Genomic DNA, 17,975 nt, shown 5'->3' with positions numbered 1-17,975 from the left:
TAACGAGATAGCCATGGCTGATAAAACCTTAGAACTCGCCCTGCGGATCGTGGCAGAAGCCACGGGCAAGCAACACATTGCGGCTTTAGTCGATGAGCTTAAGCGCATCGGCACTGAGTCGGATGCGGCGAATCCTAAGACGCAGGCGCTCGCTGATGAACTCGATGGCGTGAGTGATGCCAGCCAAGCGGGTGCGAACCAAGTTGATGAACTCAAAAACAGCCTTGACCCGTTAAGCGACCAGTTAGACCAAGTGGCCCAAAGTGGCCGCAACACCAGCAACCAAACAGAGCAGCTCACTAATGACCTTAAGCCCCTAGGGAAAGGGCTTAATGACGTTGCTGGCAGCAGTCAAGCGGGTGCTAACCAAGTTGATGCGCTCAAAAACAGCCTTAATCCGTTAAGCGACCAGCTAGATCAAGTGGCCCAAAGTGGCCGTAACACCAGCAACCAAACAGAGCAGCTCACTAATGACCTCAAGCCTTTAGCAACAGGGCTTGATGACGTAGGCGATAGCAGCCAATCGACCAGCCAAAAGGCCAATACCTTAGCCAATAAGCTCGATGAACTGGCTAACCAGCAAGACCTGATCAACACCTTCAAGCGGTCACGCAATGAGCTTGAACAACAAGAGCTTGCTGTCACTGCCGCTGCCTTAGCACTGCAGGACTTAAAGCAACGTGCCAGCCAAACGGATGCGCCTTTTGTGCAGCTGGCACGCTCTATTGATGTGGCAGAAAAAGAGCTGGAGCAAATGCAGCGCGAGTTAGCGCAGCAATCATCCAGCCACACTAAGCTGCAAAATGCCCTGTCGAAATCGGGCATTGATTACAACAACCTGACCACAGCGCAGCGCAAGTTAAGTGCCGAATTTGACGGCACTGGCCGCAATGTCGATAAGTTTGCTAATCAGTTAGATAAGGGCAATGCCAGCGCCCGTGATCATGCCAGTTCCCTGCGTGGCGTTATCGGCCAAGTTACCGCCTTAGCGGGTGCCTATTTGGGCTTTGACCGCGTAGCCCAAGCGGTGAAGGACATTTTTGCCACGGGCGATAAGTTTGAGCGCTTAGGTGTGCAATTTAATGCCTTGATGGGATCTATCGCAGGAGGAGAGCAAGCGACGGCATGGGTGAAGGACTTTGCTAAAAATACCCCGTTGCAGCTTGATGAAGTCAGTCAGGTTTTTGTAAAACTTAAAGCGTTTGGTCTTGATCCTATGAATGGCTCTATGCAGGCCATTGTAGATCAAGCCTTTAAGTTAGGTGGTTCATTCCAAGAAGTCGAAGGCATCTCACTTGCTTTAGGGCAAGCCTGGGCGAAGCAGAAATTGCAGGGAGAGGAAATCCTGCAATTGATTGAGCGCGGTGTACCCGTATGGGAACTGCTTGAAAAGGCTACAGGTAAAAACACAGCTGAACTACAAAAGCTTAGCGAACAAGGCAAGCTTGGCCGCGATGTCATTAAAGCCTTAATGGATGAAATGGCAAAGGGCGCGGCTGGTTCTGCCGCTGCCAACATGGCTTTGTTGTCCGGTTTGATATCTAACGCCAAAGATAATTTAAGCGCGTTCTATGCCGAGGTATCTAATGCTGGTGCTATGGATTGGCTAAAGGGCCAATTAACAGCGCTTAACACTGAGTTCGCCACTATGGCCGCTGATGGCCGCTTAAAGAAATGGGCGACCGAAATCAGTAATGCCATTATTAGCATCGGTGAAGGCGTTAAGAGTACGGCTCAATTCCTGTATGAATATCGCGATACCATTGCAACAGTAGCAGGCGCTTGGGCAGCCTTTAAAGTTGGTAGTTATTTTATCGACATGGCCAAAGGGACTAAGGAGGCTATCGAGTGGTTAGTTAAATTCGAAGCTACTCAGAAAGCTGCATCTGCTGCGGGAGTCGTGCTGGATGGTGGCCTTAAAAATACCGCAAAACTGTTAGGTAAACTCGGTTTAGCAGGCGCTGCTGCGTGGGGTGTTACTGAAATATATGCTCTCGGCGAAGCGATTTGGGCATTGATTAAAGCGGAAGCCGCGCTTGAAGAAAGTCGAAAGTTTGCAGCTAAAACAGAAGAAGAAAAAAATAATCGTTTAAAAGAATTCAATGAAGCCACTGGAATACAATTCCGCAATATGGCTGAAGTACTGCAAGCAGAGAAAGATGGACTGATTATTTATGATCTGAAAGCCAGATCATACAAAGCTTATAGCGCTGAATTGGCGATTCAAAATGCCGAAGTACTCGCCCAAGAGGCAGCAGCTCGTGCAGCAACCGAAGCCACTAAAGATCAAACTGATGCGACTACTGCTTTAGGTTCAGCAACTAAAGCGACCGTTGAACCGATTAAGTTAACGATCGACCAAGCCATCAAGCTGACTCAGCAGTTAACTGAACAAGCGACATCACTCGATACTTATACTGGTTATATGGGCGGATTTATTCGCCAGTTAGATTCAGTCATTCTCACCTTTCAAGCCGCAGGTAAAGAATATGCGGGCCATGTTGAGGTGCTTAATCAGCTTAAGCTTAAGTACGAGGAGCAACAAAAGTACCTTAATGCTACTGCTAAAGGGACAGAGGCACTAGAGCAAGCCTATAAGGACTTAGGGCTGACCAGTACCAAGTCATTACAGGATACAGCTGATAAATCTAAAGCTGCGTTTGAGCTTATCCGCGACAACAAAGAACCTATAGATCAAGTCCGTGATGCTTTTATTAACTGGGCTAAGGCAGCCATTGTTGCGGCGGAAGCATCTGGCAAGACAGTCCCTGCGGGACTTAAGGCGCAAGCCGCTGCCCTGCAGTTAAGCGACGAATATCAAAAGTTGATCGATAAATCGAAGAACTATAGTGATGGACTGCAGAATGGTGTAACCCCTGCACATCAACGATTAGTAAAAGATATTGCCGATACCACAACCGCGTTAGGTAAAAATCGCACTGCATTAGCGGGTAGTACTGCTGCCAATACCAGTAACAGCGAAGCTTTGGTGGAACTTAAAAAGAACACCGAAAAACTTAAAGATCAGCAAGAAAAACTGAATGAAGTTAAGGCGCTTGAGGCAGCTAATTATCAAGAGCTAAAAGGCAAATATGCTGCAGTGAATGAGGAAATGCTGCGCTTAGATAAAAGTTATATTGATGGTGCATTATCAGCGGAAGAATATGCCCGCCAGAAAGAGCGCTTAGTCGAAATCCTAAACGTACTACGCGACCTTATGGGCGATGTTCCAGATGGTATGGACGACTTAACTGACAGCGAAAAAGACGCTGGCATTGAGGCGGGCAGAACGACTAAAACGTTAATGGAACAACGTGAAGAACTTGAGGCATTAGAGAAGAGCACTGGCCGCGCCACTGAGTATGTCAACCTGTTTGCGGGTGCCTATGCCCACTTAAACAAGCAGTTCAATTTTAACGAAGATAGCACCGAAAAACTCAACGCCCGCGTCGATCAGTTGACTAACAGCATCATGAACAATATGCGGGTGAATACCGGCTTTTGGGGTGTGCTGGCACAGCTCAGTAACCAAGCCTTTATCCGCGAAAAGCAGATCATCAATGAAACCTTACTGACCCGTAAATGGACTGAAGAACTCGAAAGCTCAAGCATTAGCCTCGATCGCGTCAATCAAATTAGCCGAGAGGCTAAGTGGAATATACGCGAGCTAGGCGACGAAGATCTTAAGCCACTGCAAGCGGCCATTGATGCTACCCGCGATCGTATTCTCGGCCTGCGTGACGATATCAACGCGACCTTGGGCAGTCTCAAAGATGAGATGGATCAGCTCAACAATAACCAAACCGCTATCGAGAAGCGCCGCTATGAACAGCAACAAGCTGAGCTTAAGGCGCAGCTCGATGCTGCCCGCACTGCCCAGGATAAAGAGTCCATCGCCAGTGCCCAAGAAGCACTGCAACTGAGTCAGCAAATCTACGCTACCAAGCTAAAACAAATCGAGGCCGAATCGGCAGAACGTAACGCACAGGCGATCGAGCGTGCATCAAGCAGTGCAAGCACCGCGACGAATTCCACTCGCAGTACGGCAAGCCCCACCGCTTCGGCATCGGTGAGCAATCAGAACACAGGCGGCAGCGTACAAATTTTTCGGCTAGAGCTGGCAATGCCGTCGGGTAATGTGGTGAAAGCCGATTTGCTTGATGAGTTTAAGCTGCTGTTTTTGCGCGAACTAGAACAGATTAAGGCCACCTCATGATCACCTTAGACACGTTTCAATTACCACATTTTATTTGGCTTAACCGCTTTGGTTATACGCCCTTTGTGAGTAGCACTGAGTTTGCGCTCGATGGCTCGCAGCATGTTGAAGTCGCGGCTAAACAAGCGGGCCGCCCTGTGGTGTTATTCAGCGATGCAGAAACATTAGCGGTGTTTAACGCCCTTGAGGCCCATGCCAATTCAAAGGGTGCGATTAGCTTTAACCTGGATATCAATGGCACAGCATTATCCGTGATGTGGGACTACAGAGAACAGCCCATTAGCGGCACGCCAGCGATCAATTACAGCGATACCGACCCCGACGAAATCGAGGCAATCACCTTGAAGTTAATCACCGTTTAAAGGCCATTTATCTATTGTGAGAGTGCTATGACAATTTCCCGTGCAGATTTAAAAGTATTCAAACCAGAGCAATTGGGCTCAAGCGATGATGCGGGTGGACAACGTACCAAGCTGGCGGTGGAGTCTGGCAAGCTTAACGAACTGTTTCGCGCCATTTCAGACATAGATCATGCGCAATCAGCGGTTGATATTGTGAAGTGTTACCCTGCACTTGATACCCCTGACACATCGATTTTGCTCGATGGTCATGTGTTTATCAGCCAAAAGCCAACCGATGATCTAGTCAGTTTATTGATTGCCGAGGCCGCTACGCTTGATGATGCCGACCGCATGACCGATATGGTTGAGATTCTGGAATCATCCGTTCGTGCTGGCCAGTTGATCCGCAATCGACTGATTGGGCTACTTGCTGGTCAGGATACATTTCCTCGGCCATATTTGCAGAGCATATATCAATTCAATGGCGTTGATTTTTATGAAAATATAACACTTGTGCAAGGCCAGACCGTTGTCATATCTGTGGAGTACCCAGGTGCCGAGAATGCGCTATATCCTCGATTCGAACATTTTTGCCAAATTCAAAAAACAGTTACTGGTGGTACTGGTGGATTGGTGCAATTTAAACCTGCAATACCGTTTGATACACCTAACTACGATATAACAATCAATGGTGAGTCAGGTTGCACCAAATTACGTTATACATCTGAAAACGATGGGATCAAATATCATGGTGTCACTCAATTAACTGCAGCAGCAACCACTGAGGTTTTGGCTGTCGAGTCAACTCAAGTCGAGCTATTACCGAAAGTAAAAACGATTTCAGTGAGTGCAGGTAATGCACTTGATGGTGTGTCTGATTCGCAGGGTGGTACAGTGGGGGGCATTAGCAGCCTGCCTTCAATGTATTATAAAACGGTATCGCTACCATCCGTTTCAGGGCAAAGCACGTATATTTTTGAATTACCTGATTTATTGATATCAAACTGGTTCAACGATAATGGTATTCAAAATGTGAAATATACTGGTGCATGGTCTCAAAATGCCAGTGTCACTGTTACAGGTACGACTGTCACCGTTATATTCACGGGGTATACCCCGCCAGTTGGTTACAGTATCGGTATCAATTACATAAGTGATGACAAATACGACATTTACTACACCCCCGCATCATTCCCAGCGAATAGAGTCATGGTCGATAATCGACTGTATGGTGAAGTTACATTTTTAAATCCAACCTACGGTAAAAGCGCCATTAAAATGGGGCAAGGTAAATCTGGTGTCAACGCATCACTGGTCGAGCCCAATGGCAATATTATTGCTCAGATTGACGCTACTACAGGTGTGCTTACTAAAAACCCTGATTTCAGAGGCGATTTCACTTACACCTATAACTGTATGTTGGTTGAAACAGTACCTGGTGAAGTAACCCCGCCAGGCGATTTAACGGTTGAGTTTATTCTCAAATCGAATGAGCCGATTCTCGACACCTTTTATCTTACCGTGTCTACCACTGCAGAAACTGTGCTCAGCGCCAGTGCTGATAGCAATGGTGTTGTATCTGGTTCAGGCGTTAGTGGGACAATCAACAATGGGACTGTATCGCTCACCTTTACTCAGCGCGTGTATTTAAGCACGCTTCGCTATGACATTAGTGAGACTGTCACACTGTCACCACCACCAGAACTATACGGCCTTAATCCATTGCGGATTAAGAACGGCGGGGTGGTGAATGCGTTTACTGCGTGGAACACCGTATCTGTACAGCACACTGAATTACAAGTGGTGAGCAGTCCCGCGCCAGCCCAAACCTACAACGCTCGCGCTAATGCGCGCTTTGTTGATATTACTGATGCTGAGGGTAAATCACTTTGGACGCTGGCTAATACCCATTACACATGGGTTAAAGCGACAGGTGTTGTCACTCTCAATAGCGATTTTACAGGTTTTACTGCGCCATTCGTTCTGACCGATACCATTGGCGAGATTGCGCTAGTGACAGACGTACAAGCACAGGCATTAATACTGGCATCGCCATTAAGCCAAACTTATCCAATCGGTGCCAATGTATCGAGTGTGCAAAATTTGGGTGACTTACAGGCCCGTATCGGCACGGTGCGGGATATGAGTGCGTGGGCTAACAATTGGGACCTAGATGGCGCACCCGCAACTGGCAACATGAATACCGTTGATTTCCCCATTGAGGTACGCAACGACACTGCAGTAAATGAGGACTGGGTGTTGATCTTCACCTCAGCAACTGCATTCCGCTGTGTTGGTCGTCGCCTTGGTCAAATTGCCACGGGCGATACGATTAATGACTTTGCCCCCGTCAACCCGCTAACCCTGCAGCCGTACTTTATTATTCGTTCTGGCGCATTTGGTGGTGGCTGGCAATCGGGCGAGGCCATTCGTTTTATGAGTTACGCCGCGAGTAAACCCGTCATGTTATTACGCACAGTGCAAAGCGGTCATAGTCAAATCACCACCGACCGCGCTGTGCTCGCGTTCCGTGGCAACGAATCTTAATAGGCCGATTTTAGGAGATAGATAAATGGGATTACCAGTAACTGTTTATCGTTGGGATGATGCAGGTGCACCACAGCTAACCAGTGGCACACCGTCTGAATGGATTAATATCTTAAAGAAAGTATTGGTTGAGGGCTATGGTTCGAAAGCCCCACTCGGTTGGACATTAGCATTTGAAAATGCTGGTGCATTTAAAGTTGCATTTAGGAATTCACTTGCAAACGGCGGTAGTGGTGGGTATTTCCAATTTTGGTCAAGTACAGGTAGTAATGCCGCTAATACGACATGTCTCATCCAATGTGCTCAGGCAATGTCCGGGTTAGATTCATTCATAAAACCAACTGTGTATCGGGGATTCTCTCAAGCAACACAATATCGTGGGTGGGAGATAATAGGTACAAGTAGAGGTTTTTATTTAATATTACATCGCACAAGTAACCTACTAATGAGTGATAGCACCAGCATAACAAACATAAATACTCAAGTTTATTTTATTGGAGATATAGAGTCTTTTTACGCTAATGACCAAAGTGTGTTCACATTAGCCAGTGGTACAAGTGGTGGCAGTACAACATCAAGTTTCGGCTTAACACATCAGGTCAAATACGCCCAATTTCACGACACTGATTCAGGTTCAGGTACAGTAAAAGAGTATTCTGCAAATGATCTGTTTACTGCTAACGTCAACACTGTTTCATTTAACCAAAACGGTGAGTTATTGGGGATAGAACATATACTTTCGCCTTTCATGCTTACAATCGCTTATAACACCACTGACAGAAACGGGGTTGTTGCATCATCAAGCTTAATATCGCCAATGGTGCGCGGCAAAATACCGGGTTTGTATTCTTCACAATTCTTGGGTTATAGGGATGACACTTGGCCTATTGATGTTGCAATGAACGGGGTAATGCATACTTTATTGCGTTCAAATTACGCACCGCACATTTGGGTAAACACGGTGGAATGGTATGGCTAAATTCATCAATATTATTGCAGCAAAAGATAGGGATTATGACCAAGCAATGATTGCTATTGACGCCGATCCTGATGCTGAGCGTGTGATTGTCATGGCGCGTGATACTGGTGAGGTTTTCCATAATTTCACCTACCAATCAAACAAACAACTCAAATTTATTGTGCCGCTAATTTACAGCGTTAATGCCGATTTATTGGTAGGCATTCTTGATGACAATCGCACATATAATACTAAGTTTGTTGACGGTGTTAAAGCCGAATTGATTGATGGTAATACCGTGAATATTCGCCCATGACAACAATAACACTACGGTTTGACACGCCTTGGTTGAATGCAGTTAGCCCGATAACAATCAGGTTTGTTGACGTACCTGTTATTGTTGACAACTCATTTGGTATCGAGTGTGGGTTCAGTTGGTTCACGCTTGATGCAGTCGAACAAGCGTTATTGTTGGCTGAGTTCTCAAGTGATATTGAATCTAAAATTGAATCACCGTGGGAAAACTACAACGCGGATGAGATTAAATTTGATGCAGTATGGTTATCCAATATTGCAAACGATTCGACCTTATCAATGGTTTGGTTATTTAATCCAGATATCAGAAATGACACCAGCGTTAATTGGTCGCTGCCAATTGATCACCAAATTACATTAAGCGTTAACTGGGTTGTACCCGATGAGCATCAAATACAACCCTCAATCAATTGGCTGGATATTGCCGCGCACCAGTTGCACACTGCAGTTGCATTGATAGACGGTCAGGACCAAGAAAGCGCGTTGATTATTCAGTACCGTGGCATTGTGGTCGATGATGAAACGTCGATTAAATGGGGCTTTCACGAACCGCGCTGGGTTTGCTCTACCAAGTACCGCCCTCCCGTTGGTAAGGTCACGCTTCGATTTAATGAGCCATTATCTACACAACCAAACCCTATTGTTTTACGGTTCACTGCCTCACCGAACTATTGTTACTGGGACGATGGCGGCGGCCTCATTGATGCTAACCCACCGTTACCTACCATTGATTTTAAGATCCCCATCGAACCGCAAATCAGAAGGAGTTACCTCATGCAGCCTCAAATCAGTTGTGTTCGTGTGAGTGACGGCGTAGCTGTGGTGCTCAAATCAGTATCCATTTCCCAGTCCCGTTCGCAATGGGCCAGTAGCGGAAGCTTAGCGTTTTCATCCCGTATTGATGCTGAGCGTGCCGCAAATGAATTATTGAAGATAAGCATTAACGGCTATGACTTTTACCTGCTTTGTGAGTCTCCCAGCGAGTCCAAAGCCTTCGGCAAAACCAGTTATAGCGCGACAGGTCGAGGCCGCTTAGCCACACTCGCCAGCCCGAACCGAAAGGCCATCAACTATGTGAACGTGGTAGCCCGCAGCTTTATTGGCTTAATGGCCGATATTGTGGCCAACACTGGGTGGACCGTCGCCAGCCAGATCACTGATTACCCCGTGCCCGCAAATGCCTTTAGTTATGCCGCTAAAACACCCGCCGAAGCGATTAACATTATGGCCAACAGCATTGGTGCCATGCTCGATGTGAACGATGAAACTCAGACTATGACTGTGATCCCTCAGTGGCCAGTCGTGCCTTGGAATACCGCAAGCGCAATTCCCGATGTGATTTTGCACGATGGAGTGATCCTCGAATTTAACGAGCGTATCGACATTCGTCCCGATGCTAATGCGGTGTTTGTACGTGGTGAGCAACAAGGCGTGGCGGCGAAAGTGAAACGTTTCGGGACCGCTGGTGACAACTTTGCTGCTGATATAGTGGATAAATTAATCACTGATAATCAAGCCGCGAGAATGCGTGCAACGGCCGAGTTAGCCAACGCAGGTAATAAGGTGCAAAACAGCATTCGCGCTAAGGTCATGGCGGATTTGCCACCCATGCGACCAGGCATGTTAATTGGGGTTCGCAAAGGTGCCGAGGTGTTTAAGTCAGTGTGTGAAAGCTTCAGCATAAGCGGCAGCGTTAATGAGTCAACTGGGATGGTTACTGTAAATCAGACCGTGACGCTATTGCGTAATGAGGTGGCAGTATGAGCAACATCTATCAACGCTTAGCGAACTTAAACCCTAAGCCCCAGCGCAGTGTTGCCACTGTGATTAGCGTGACAAATGGTACCACGACAGTACAGCACGCCGATGGCAGTTATCAGACTGTTTTGGGGGATTCAGTTGCCAGTGGAAAAGTGTATATCGTTGATGGTCAGATCCAAGGGCAAGCCGCCGACCTGACTTATGTTGAATTAGAGGTATAAAAAAGCCCCTCATCGAGGGGCTTAGTTGTTAACTGTTATAATGAGACTTCAATAGCTGAACATCTACTAAGATCCCATTTAGGTGTTCATACCAAGCTAAATGGCTAGATTTACCTAACTCAACACGTTTCCCCTCTAAGCAGTCTATGAGCAAATTCACTTTGTTTTCTAAGCTTTGAAACGAATCTGCGGTAGCAGTGTGCATAAAATCTCCTTCTTATAAGTATGCTAGTTTTTACAAACAATAAAACAGATTCAAAATCACGCAAATTTATGCCCGCCTGAGCCAGTAAATTGTTTGAGAAAATTAAACCACAGAAATGCACACAGCTTTTCTTTCGAACTACGAGTTGAAAAACCGTGCGGGATAGTGAAATTGTGGTATGGGATGGGGATGTATAAAGGGTGTTTAAACGAGGTTTACATGACCACTGACAAGCATTTAAACATAGTAGGCAAATGCCTACTGAAATCGGTAAACTAGTGTGATCAAGTTTGGCGCGATGTGTGATCATAATTCGCGCCGCGCTACAGCCGCAAAATAAGTCACCCAATGCAGGCTGACGATAACCCCAAGCCCGATGGCGACTAGATAATCTTGTTTGCTTGCCAGCGTTAAACGTTTGCGGCTGAATTTGACTAGCAAACCTAACACTGTGGCAGCGACGATACAGCGCAGAAAGGTGATGTCGAGGGCACTGAGTGGGATTAATTTAGAAAACAAAGCTGTGCCGCCAAATAGCAGCACAGCCAGATGCAATTCAATTAATCCCGAAGGTTTAGCAGAACTCAAGAAAGCTTAATCCGCTTGCTTAATGTCTTTCAGGTTAGCGAAGGCTTGTCCCATACGAGTCACTGCTTCGGCTTCGACACCTTCAGCAAAGGTCGCGATAGCATCTTTAGCAAACAACATCACTACAGTACTGCCTAACTTGAAGCGACCCATTTCTTCACCTTTGTCTAAGGTGATGGCATCTGGGCCTTGGGTTGGATATTCCCAAGTGAAGACTTGCTTACCTGTCGGCGGCGTGACTGTGCCAGCCCATACGGTTTCAATACTGGCAACAATCGTTGCGCCAACCAATACCATGGCCAATGGACCTAATTCGGTTTCAAAAATCGCCACAACGCGTTCGTTTCGGGCAAACAGACCGGGTACGTGTCTCGCCGTTAACGGATTCACCGAAAACAGTTCGCCAGGTACATAGGTCATTTTTGATAACGTGCCTTTAATCGGCATGTGGATACGGTGATAGTCTTTAGGCGCCAGATAGATAGTCGCAAAATCACCGCCTTCGAAGCGTTTAGCATCTTCGGCTTGATCGCCAAGCAAAGTTAACGATGAATAGTGGTGACCCTTAGCTTGGAAGATGCGACCGTTTTTGATTGGGCCTAATTGGCTTACGGCACCATCGACTGGATGCACCATGATATCGGCGTCCATATCTAACGGACGAATACCGGGTTTAAGGGCGCGGGTAAAAAAGGCATTAAAGCTTTTATAGGCTTCAGGCTCACTCTGCGCCGCTTCGCTCATGTCGATTTTATATTGTTTGATAAACCACTTAATGGCGGCAGTGGTTAAGGCGCCCGCTTCGGCTGCTGCGAGTTTACCCACTAAACGAGATAACAAGTGTTTTGGCAGCATGTACTGCAGCGCTATTTTGACTTTATCCAATTTCAATTCCTTTTCTTACTGCTCAATCTTTGCTGAGACTGTTGTTATTTATCAATAAGTCGTTATTCATCAGTGGCCGCACGGAAATGGCGGGCATGACGTTGTTCATCTAAGCTGGCGATAATTTTATGGTAATTATTAAAGCGATCTGCGCTGATCTTACCTTGGCTCAGGGCTTCTTGCAGTGCACAGCCGGGATCGTCACCGTGTTTACAATCGCGGAATTTACATGCGCCAAGATACTCGCGAAACTCGATAAAGCACCAGCCGACACGTTGTGCAGGAAGATGCCATAGGGCGAATTCGCGCACGCCCGGAGAGTCGATTAAATCGCCGCCACTAGGCAAGTGCAACAGCTTAGCAGTGGTAGTAGTGTGTTGACCTAAACCTGAGTTATCGGAAACATCGCCGATAATAAGCTCTGCATCGGGTAGTAATGCATTGATGATCGATGATTTACCCACACCAGATTGGCCGGCAAACACGCTGACTTTATCTTTGAGTATGCCTTTGATGGTATCGATACCATCGCCAAGCTTGCTGCTGACCTTATAAACCGGATAGCCAATGTCTTTGTAGCGCTGTAGCGCTTCGTCGATTGCCTGCGCTTCATCGGGATTGAGCAAGTCAATTTTATTCAAAATGATGATAGGCGGAATATCGGTATCTTCGGCAGCCACTAAATAACGGTCGATGATCTGGGTGGTAAAGCTGGGTAATACCGAGGAGACAATCAAAATTTGGTCGATATTCGAGGCGATGATTTTCACGCCATCGTATAAATCTGGGCGTGTAAGTGATGAGCGACGTGGATGAACGGCTTCAACAATACCTGCGATGCCGCTATTGGCTTGGCTCTCAATGGCTAAGCGTACGATCACTTTATCGCCAGTCACTAAACTGGTGACGGCACGGCGAATATTACAGCGCACAATTTGGCCGCTTTCAGTTTCTATGTCGGCATGTTGGCCAAAACGTGAAATCACAGTACCGGGCTGTTCTTGCCCCAATGAACTATCCTGTAACTCTGGCGTATTTTTATCGCCACTGTCACGATTGAGTCGCTTCTCGTGATTAGCGCGCATACGGCGTAATTGACCTTGGCTTAGGGGTTTCTTTTTACTCACTGATTCGTCTTCGTCAATTAGGTGATTTTTTGTGTTGGAAAAAAGCAGTATGATACACACTCTTGAATAAAAAAGCCTGAATTTAGGCTAACTGACACGATAAGGCTGATTTATGACGGCAGATGTAAATAATCTCATTTGGATCGATTTGGAAATGACAGGGTTAGAGCCCGACGTCGACAGGATCATTGAAATTGCCACTTTAGTGACAGATCAAGAACTCAATATTATCGGTCAAGGTCCGGTTATCGCGATTCATCAGTCAGATGATGTGCTGGCCGCTATGGATGATTGGAATCAAAAGCACCATGGTGAGTCTGGGTTGATTGATCGCGTTCGTGCTAGCCAAGAAACCGAAGCGCAAGCCGTGGCCAAGACGATTGCTTTCTTAGAACAGTATGTTCCTAAGGGCGCCTCTCCAATGTGTGGTAACAGCATTGGTCAAGATAGACGCTTTTTAAATCGTTATATGCGCGAGCTGGAAGATTATTTCCACTACCGCAACGTGGATGTCAGTACGATTAAGGAGCTAGTGAAGCGTTGGAGCCCAGAAACTATGGCGGGCTTTAAGAAGCAAAACACTCACCAAGCACTGCAGGATATCCAAGAGTCGATCGCTGAATTGCAGTATTATCGCAGCAAAGTATTTAAAATTTGACCGATCAGTAGATAAATATGCAAGAAGGGGTTGCAGCCGCATGAATTTTTCATATAATGCGGCCTCAACTTTTTGATGCGAACAGAGATGTACGGTCATTTAGATTGAATGCGACATTAGCTCAGTTGATAAAGGTTAAAGGCGATACCTTTGTTAATGTTGAAGGCAAATGTAGTAGTGATACAAAAGGCGACATTAGCTCAGTTGGTAGAGCGATACCTTGCCAAGGTATAGGTCATCGGTTCGAACCCGATATGTCGCTCCAAATTAAAATTTAGTGATTTGCCAAATCATTAATACAGATTATGCGACATTAGCTCAGTTGGTAGAGCGATACCTTGCCAAGGTATAGGTCATCGGTTCGAACCCGATATGTCGCTCCAAATTAAAACTTAGTAATTTACCAATCATTAATACAGATTATGCGACATTAGCTCAGTTGGTAGAGCGATACCTTGCCAAGGTATAGGTCATCGGTTCGAACCCGATATGTCGCTCCAAATTAAAACTTAGTGATTTACCAAATCATTAATACGGATTATGCGACATTAGCTCAGTTGGTAGAGCGATACCTTGCCAAGGTATAGGTCATCGGTTCGAACCCGATATGTCGCTCCAATTTCCTAAATATTCCACTATCATATTACTCAATTAACATTAGTTTAGTTGTGGTTTTGATATGGCGATACCTTTGTGATTGTTAAATTAGTCAAGGTATAGGTCATCGGTTCGAACCGCTCTTGATCAAAATCATGCCGCTCCAATTCCCTAAATCTTCCATTATCACATTACTCAATTGACATTAGATCAGTTGCGGACTTGATATGGCGATACCTTCTTTTTTGCCAAGGTATAGGTCATCGGTTAGAACCGCTCTTGAACAAAATCATGTCGCTCCAATTTCGTTCTATTTCCTCATTATTGCTTTAACTTTCAATTAGTTCAGTTCCTAATATCGCTATAACTTTCTTAATGCTTAAACAGTTAGCTAGAACATAGGCTCAAATTGTTGTGATTAAAATCATTTCGCTGTACTTCTCACATCATTCCCTAAATTAGTTCGTCTATATTTGTCTTGATTCACTGCTATCTACCTCAAGCACTCTATCTCAGATTCACCATGCACAACCAAAGACTTACGAATACCCTTTGGGCTAAGTGTGTTGAGATCTCTTTTGGCTTTTCTCTTTTATACAAAACAGTGTGATAGGATTTAGATGCGTGATCTATAGCGTGTTTCTTCAAGTTTTCCTAAATTAGATAGCTGCGTGAAAGTTAAATTATGACCTTGTTCAAATATTCGTAACGCTTTTACTCACATAATGGAATTAGACAAAATTAATAGCGCCAAGTAGTTGGCCTGACAATGGAGTGCATTATATGCGTATTCAACAATTACGTGATCTACTCGAGTATGTGGCAAATTGCCGCTTAGATATGGCGCAACTCTATGGCCGACTCAATAATCAAGCTGATTCGGCTCGTGTGAAAATGATGTTGGAGTATTTTGAGTCACACCAAAAAACCATGGCAGAAAAACTGCGTGATTATATGGATGAAGCACCACATCGTATTCTTGATACTTGGTATAAAGACTTCACTTTTGAAGACTTTACTAAGCGTTGCCAAGATACTATGTTGCCCGCAAACATGAATGAAGATGATGTGCTCAACTTACATTTAGACCTAGAGAATCGTCTGATTGGTTTGTTAGAAAAAACAGTTAACTCAACCACGGCAGAAGATGCGCGCAATGCGTTAGCTAATTTGATCCGAGTAGAGAAAACTCAGCAGCAACGTTTAGTCCACAGTACGATTCGGATGGACGATATCTAAATCGTCATTTCTTCTCGATTCTCAAAGCCAGCCCAGTGCTGGCTTTGGTTTTTATGTCGACTTTGTATCGGCAACTTTTACTCTACTTTGCTCCATTTGGGCGGGTTTCTGCGCCTGAACTGATTTACGTCATAATTTCTCGCTGCTTTTTTTGCTACTTTCTTGATCTATTGGCTGATTTTTATTGGCCTTGCTCAATTCTGCCAAGACTTCTATGGTGAGATTACTCATTGTGAAATGGAGTCATTGGTGTCTAAGGAGATCCTTCATGGCACAAGATCTATCGCAATTTCCCAAAGCTCTATACACCCAAACACAAGTTCGCGAAGCTGAACTGAGTGCAGTGTCTCAGGGAGTATCTAGTCTCTATGAATTGGTCGAGCGTGCTGGCGCGGCGGCTTTTGAGTGTTTAGCGAAACATAGCTCCAAAGTCTTACCTGTGTTAATTCTTGCTGGCAGCGGTAACAATGGTGCCGATGCTTTAGTGTGCGCCCGTCTAGCCCGTGCCAGTGGTATGGACGTTTCTGTGATGATGACGTCAGCGGCAGGCACGCCTGAGTGTCAGCAAGCATTGACCCATTATCTTGCTGAAGGTGGAAAATTACTGCCGTTAGAGGTTGAACCTATTCTCGCAGCGAAAATCATAGTCGATGGTCTGTTAGGTACGGGGGTGCGTGATGCTGTACGCGACGATATGGCTAAATATATCCGTGCCATCAATGACAATTCGGCTTGGGTATTGAGCCTTGATTTACCCTCTGGAGTCATTGCTGATACAGGCGCCGTAGCAGGTGTTGCTGTGATGGCGGATATCACCTTATGTTTTGGTGGTGTAAAGCAAGGTGTGTTAACGGGTAAGGCGCGGCATTACAGTGGCGAGCTTGAATTTGCAGATTTAGGATTAACGCCTTTCTTTGCTGAAGCGAGCGCACAAAGAGTAGGAAGAGAGACTCTTAAGGACTATTTTGCCGCCGGAGCACGGGATAGCCATAAAGGCCAATCGGGCAAAGTCACTGTCATCGGCGGTGATATAGGTATGGCTGGGGCTGTGAGACTGGCAAGTGAGGCTTGCCTACGTGCAGGCGCGGGATTAGTCACTGTGATCAGTCGACCTGAGCATCAACTGACGGTGAATGTCTCCCGTCCTGAACTGATGTTTTGGGGTTGTGATTTAGTCGATATGGAAGTGTATCTGCGCCTTGGTTGGGCGCAGGTTATCGTGCTTGGCCCTGGTTTAGGTAAGCATGACTGGGGGTATAATTTGTTTAAAGCCGTGGGCTTGAGCGATAAGCCTTGTGTTTTAGATGCCGATGCATTGAATCTGCTCAGTAACGAACCAAGGCGCCAAACGAATTGGGTATTAACACCACATCCGGGTGAGGCGGCGCGTTTACTTGGTTGTACCGTGGTCGATATTGAACAGGACAGATTTGCCGCTGTTCACGCGATACAGCAAAAGTACGGCGGTGTTGTATTGCTAAAGGGCGCAGGAACGGTCATTTTTGATGGTCAGCAAATGGTAGTTGCACCAGTCGGCAACCCTGGGCTTGCCAGTGGTGGGTGTGGCGATGTGTTATCTGGTATTATAGGCGCGCTCATGGCTCAGGGAATGGATAATATGCAGGCAACTGTGCTTGGCGTAGTCGTACATGGTTGCGCCGCTGATCTTGCGGCAATACAGGGAGAACGGGGTATGTTAGCGAGCGATTTAATGCCTTTTATTCGCCAATTAGTGAATAGTGATTTACTCTAGGCGGAATGTGAGACTCAAGCGGGGCTGGACTTTGTTATGTGCCCTGTGCCTTTTTAGGATTGAGTCGCTTCTCCATCAATAACAGCAGTGATATAAGCGGATATGACAGAGTTAACTTTTTTCTTAGACAACGAAGACGACACTATTGCGGTTGGGCAAAAATTAGCCCGCCATGTCCAAGCGCCTTTGACTCTGTATCTTACGGGTGATTTAGGAGCCGGTAAAACGACGCTGAGTCGTGGCTTAATTCAGGGATTGGGCCATAAAGGTGCCGTTAAAAGCCCGACTTACACTTTAGTTGAACCTTATGAGTTAGAAGGTGTCGAAGTTTATCATTTTGATTTGTATCGTTTAAACGATCCGGAAGAACTCGAGTTTATGGGGATCCGTGATTACTTTACGGATAAGAGTCTGTGCATTGTTGAATGGCCAGATAAGGGAGAGGGTTTACTGCCCGCTGCCGATGTCCATATGCATTTAAGTTATCAAAATAGTGGGCGAGAAATACGCATAGAGGCCTTGTCTGAGCCAGGTGAAAAGTTATTAAAAGCGATAAAATAAAAA

Annotated in this window: 14 protein-coding genes, 4 tRNA genes and 1 pseudogene; 15 read left to right on the top strand and 4 right to left on the bottom strand. The window is 45.9% G+C overall.

The annotated features are described in order from the left end of the window. Positions 1-13: 13 nt before the first annotated feature. From L5M38_RS02645 to L5M38_RS02615, 7 genes are read left to right on the top strand one after another with little or no spacing between them, the layout of a single operon-like run. A complete protein-coding gene (locus tag L5M38_RS02645; protein WP_263178237.1) occupies positions 14-4,216 on the top strand; it encodes a tape measure protein in 4,203 nt (1,400 codons plus the stop codon). Further along, entirely contained in the window at positions 4,213-4,578 is a 366-nt protein-coding gene (locus tag L5M38_RS02640) for a hypothetical protein (protein WP_263178236.1), read from the top strand. The genes L5M38_RS02645 and L5M38_RS02640 overlap by 4 nt, the downstream gene beginning before the upstream one ends. Before the next feature lie 27 nt (positions 4,579-4,605). After that, on the top strand, positions 4,606-7,104 hold the full coding sequence (locus L5M38_RS02635; RefSeq protein ID WP_263178235.1) for a hypothetical protein: 2,499 nt from the start codon (positions 4,606-4,608) through the stop codon (positions 7,102-7,104). A gap of 25 nt (positions 7,105-7,129) precedes the next feature. Then, positions 7,130-8,083, top strand: coding sequence for a hypothetical protein (locus L5M38_RS02630; protein ID WP_263178234.1), 954 nt, complete (start codon positions 7,130-7,132; stop codon positions 8,081-8,083). After that, the gene (locus L5M38_RS02625; RefSeq protein ID WP_263178233.1) at positions 8,076-8,378 is read left to right on the top strand and encodes a hypothetical protein; all 303 of its coding nucleotides are present in this window, start codon (positions 8,076-8,078) and stop codon (positions 8,376-8,378) included. The genes L5M38_RS02630 and L5M38_RS02625 overlap by 8 nt, the downstream gene beginning before the upstream one ends. Then, positions 8,375-10,141, top strand: a complete 1,767-nt coding sequence (locus tag L5M38_RS02620) for a hypothetical protein (RefSeq protein ID WP_263178232.1) — start codon at positions 8,375-8,377, stop codon at positions 10,139-10,141. Before L5M38_RS02625 ends, L5M38_RS02620 begins: the two co-directional genes overlap by 4 nt. Beyond that, positions 10,138-10,359 (top strand): hypothetical protein, encoded by a 222-nt coding sequence (locus tag L5M38_RS02615; RefSeq protein ID WP_263175988.1) that lies wholly within the window; start codon positions 10,138-10,140, stop codon positions 10,357-10,359. Before L5M38_RS02620 ends, L5M38_RS02615 begins: the two co-directional genes overlap by 4 nt. 28 nt (positions 10,360-10,387) lie before the next feature. Here L5M38_RS02615 and L5M38_RS02610 read toward each other — a convergent pair whose 3' ends face one another. The 4 genes and pseudogenes from L5M38_RS02610 to rsgA all read right to left on the bottom strand — a co-directional run bounded on the left by L5M38_RS02610 (position 10,388) and on the right by rsgA (position 13,164). Continuing rightward, positions 10,388-10,564 carry a hypothetical protein gene (locus L5M38_RS02610; protein WP_173247728.1) on the bottom strand — a complete coding sequence of 59 codons (177 nt, stop codon included), beginning with the start codon at positions 10,562-10,564 and terminating at the stop codon, positions 10,388-10,390. A gap of 324 nt (positions 10,565-10,888) precedes the next feature. Further along, positions 10,889-11,152: pseudogene (locus tag L5M38_RS02605) on the bottom strand (EamA/RhaT family transporter); the annotation flags it as partial. A 6-nt stretch (positions 11,153-11,158) separates the two neighbouring features. After that, on the bottom strand, positions 11,159-12,037 hold the full coding sequence (gene asd, locus L5M38_RS02600) for an archaetidylserine decarboxylase (RefSeq protein ID WP_106651692.1): 879 nt from the start codon (positions 12,035-12,037) through the stop codon (positions 11,159-11,161). Between the two features lie 62 nt (positions 12,038-12,099). Then, positions 12,100-13,164, bottom strand: a complete 1,065-nt coding sequence (gene rsgA / locus L5M38_RS02595; protein ID WP_105250279.1) for a small ribosomal subunit biogenesis GTPase RsgA — start codon at positions 13,162-13,164, stop codon at positions 12,100-12,102. 112 nt (positions 13,165-13,276) lie between these two features. Here rsgA and orn point away from each other — a divergent pair, with 112 nt between their 5' ends. From orn to tsaE, 8 genes are all read left to right on the top strand, one after another. Beyond that, complete coding sequence (gene orn / locus L5M38_RS02590; RefSeq protein ID WP_006080044.1) at positions 13,277-13,822, top strand: oligoribonuclease; 546 nt, start codon at positions 13,277-13,279, stop codon at positions 13,820-13,822. A gap of 189 nt (positions 13,823-14,011) precedes the next feature. Continuing rightward, positions 14,012-14,087, top strand: a tRNA-Gly gene (locus L5M38_RS02585). 42 nt (positions 14,088-14,129) lie between these two features. Beyond that, positions 14,130-14,205 (top strand) — tRNA-Gly (locus L5M38_RS02580). Positions 14,206-14,246: 41 nt separating this feature from the next. Continuing rightward, positions 14,247-14,322: transfer RNA gene (locus L5M38_RS02575), tRNA-Gly, on the top strand. A gap of 42 nt (positions 14,323-14,364) precedes the next feature. Beyond that, positions 14,365-14,440: transfer RNA gene (locus tag L5M38_RS02570), tRNA-Gly, on the top strand. Positions 14,441-15,202: 762 nt separating this feature from the next. Continuing rightward, entirely contained in the window at positions 15,203-15,658 is a 456-nt protein-coding gene (locus L5M38_RS02565) for a hypothetical protein (RefSeq protein WP_028761762.1), read from the top strand. A 268-nt stretch (positions 15,659-15,926) separates the two neighbouring features. Then, positions 15,927-17,411, top strand: coding sequence for an NAD(P)H-hydrate dehydratase (locus L5M38_RS02560; protein WP_263178231.1), 1,485 nt, complete (start codon positions 15,927-15,929; stop codon positions 17,409-17,411). A 102-nt stretch (positions 17,412-17,513) separates the two neighbouring features. Further along, complete coding sequence (gene tsaE / locus L5M38_RS02555; RefSeq protein ID WP_028761764.1) at positions 17,514-17,972, top strand: tRNA (adenosine(37)-N6)-threonylcarbamoyltransferase complex ATPase subunit type 1 TsaE; 459 nt, start codon at positions 17,514-17,516, stop codon at positions 17,970-17,972. Positions 17,973-17,975: the final 3 nt, after the last annotated feature.

Source organism: Shewanella sp. SM101, assembly GCF_025654465.1.
GTDB lineage: Bacteria > Pseudomonadota > Gammaproteobacteria > Enterobacterales > Shewanellaceae > Shewanella > Shewanella oncorhynchi.
Note: the sequence above shows the minus strand (reverse complement) of the source record. Positions and strands in the feature narration are given on the sequence as shown.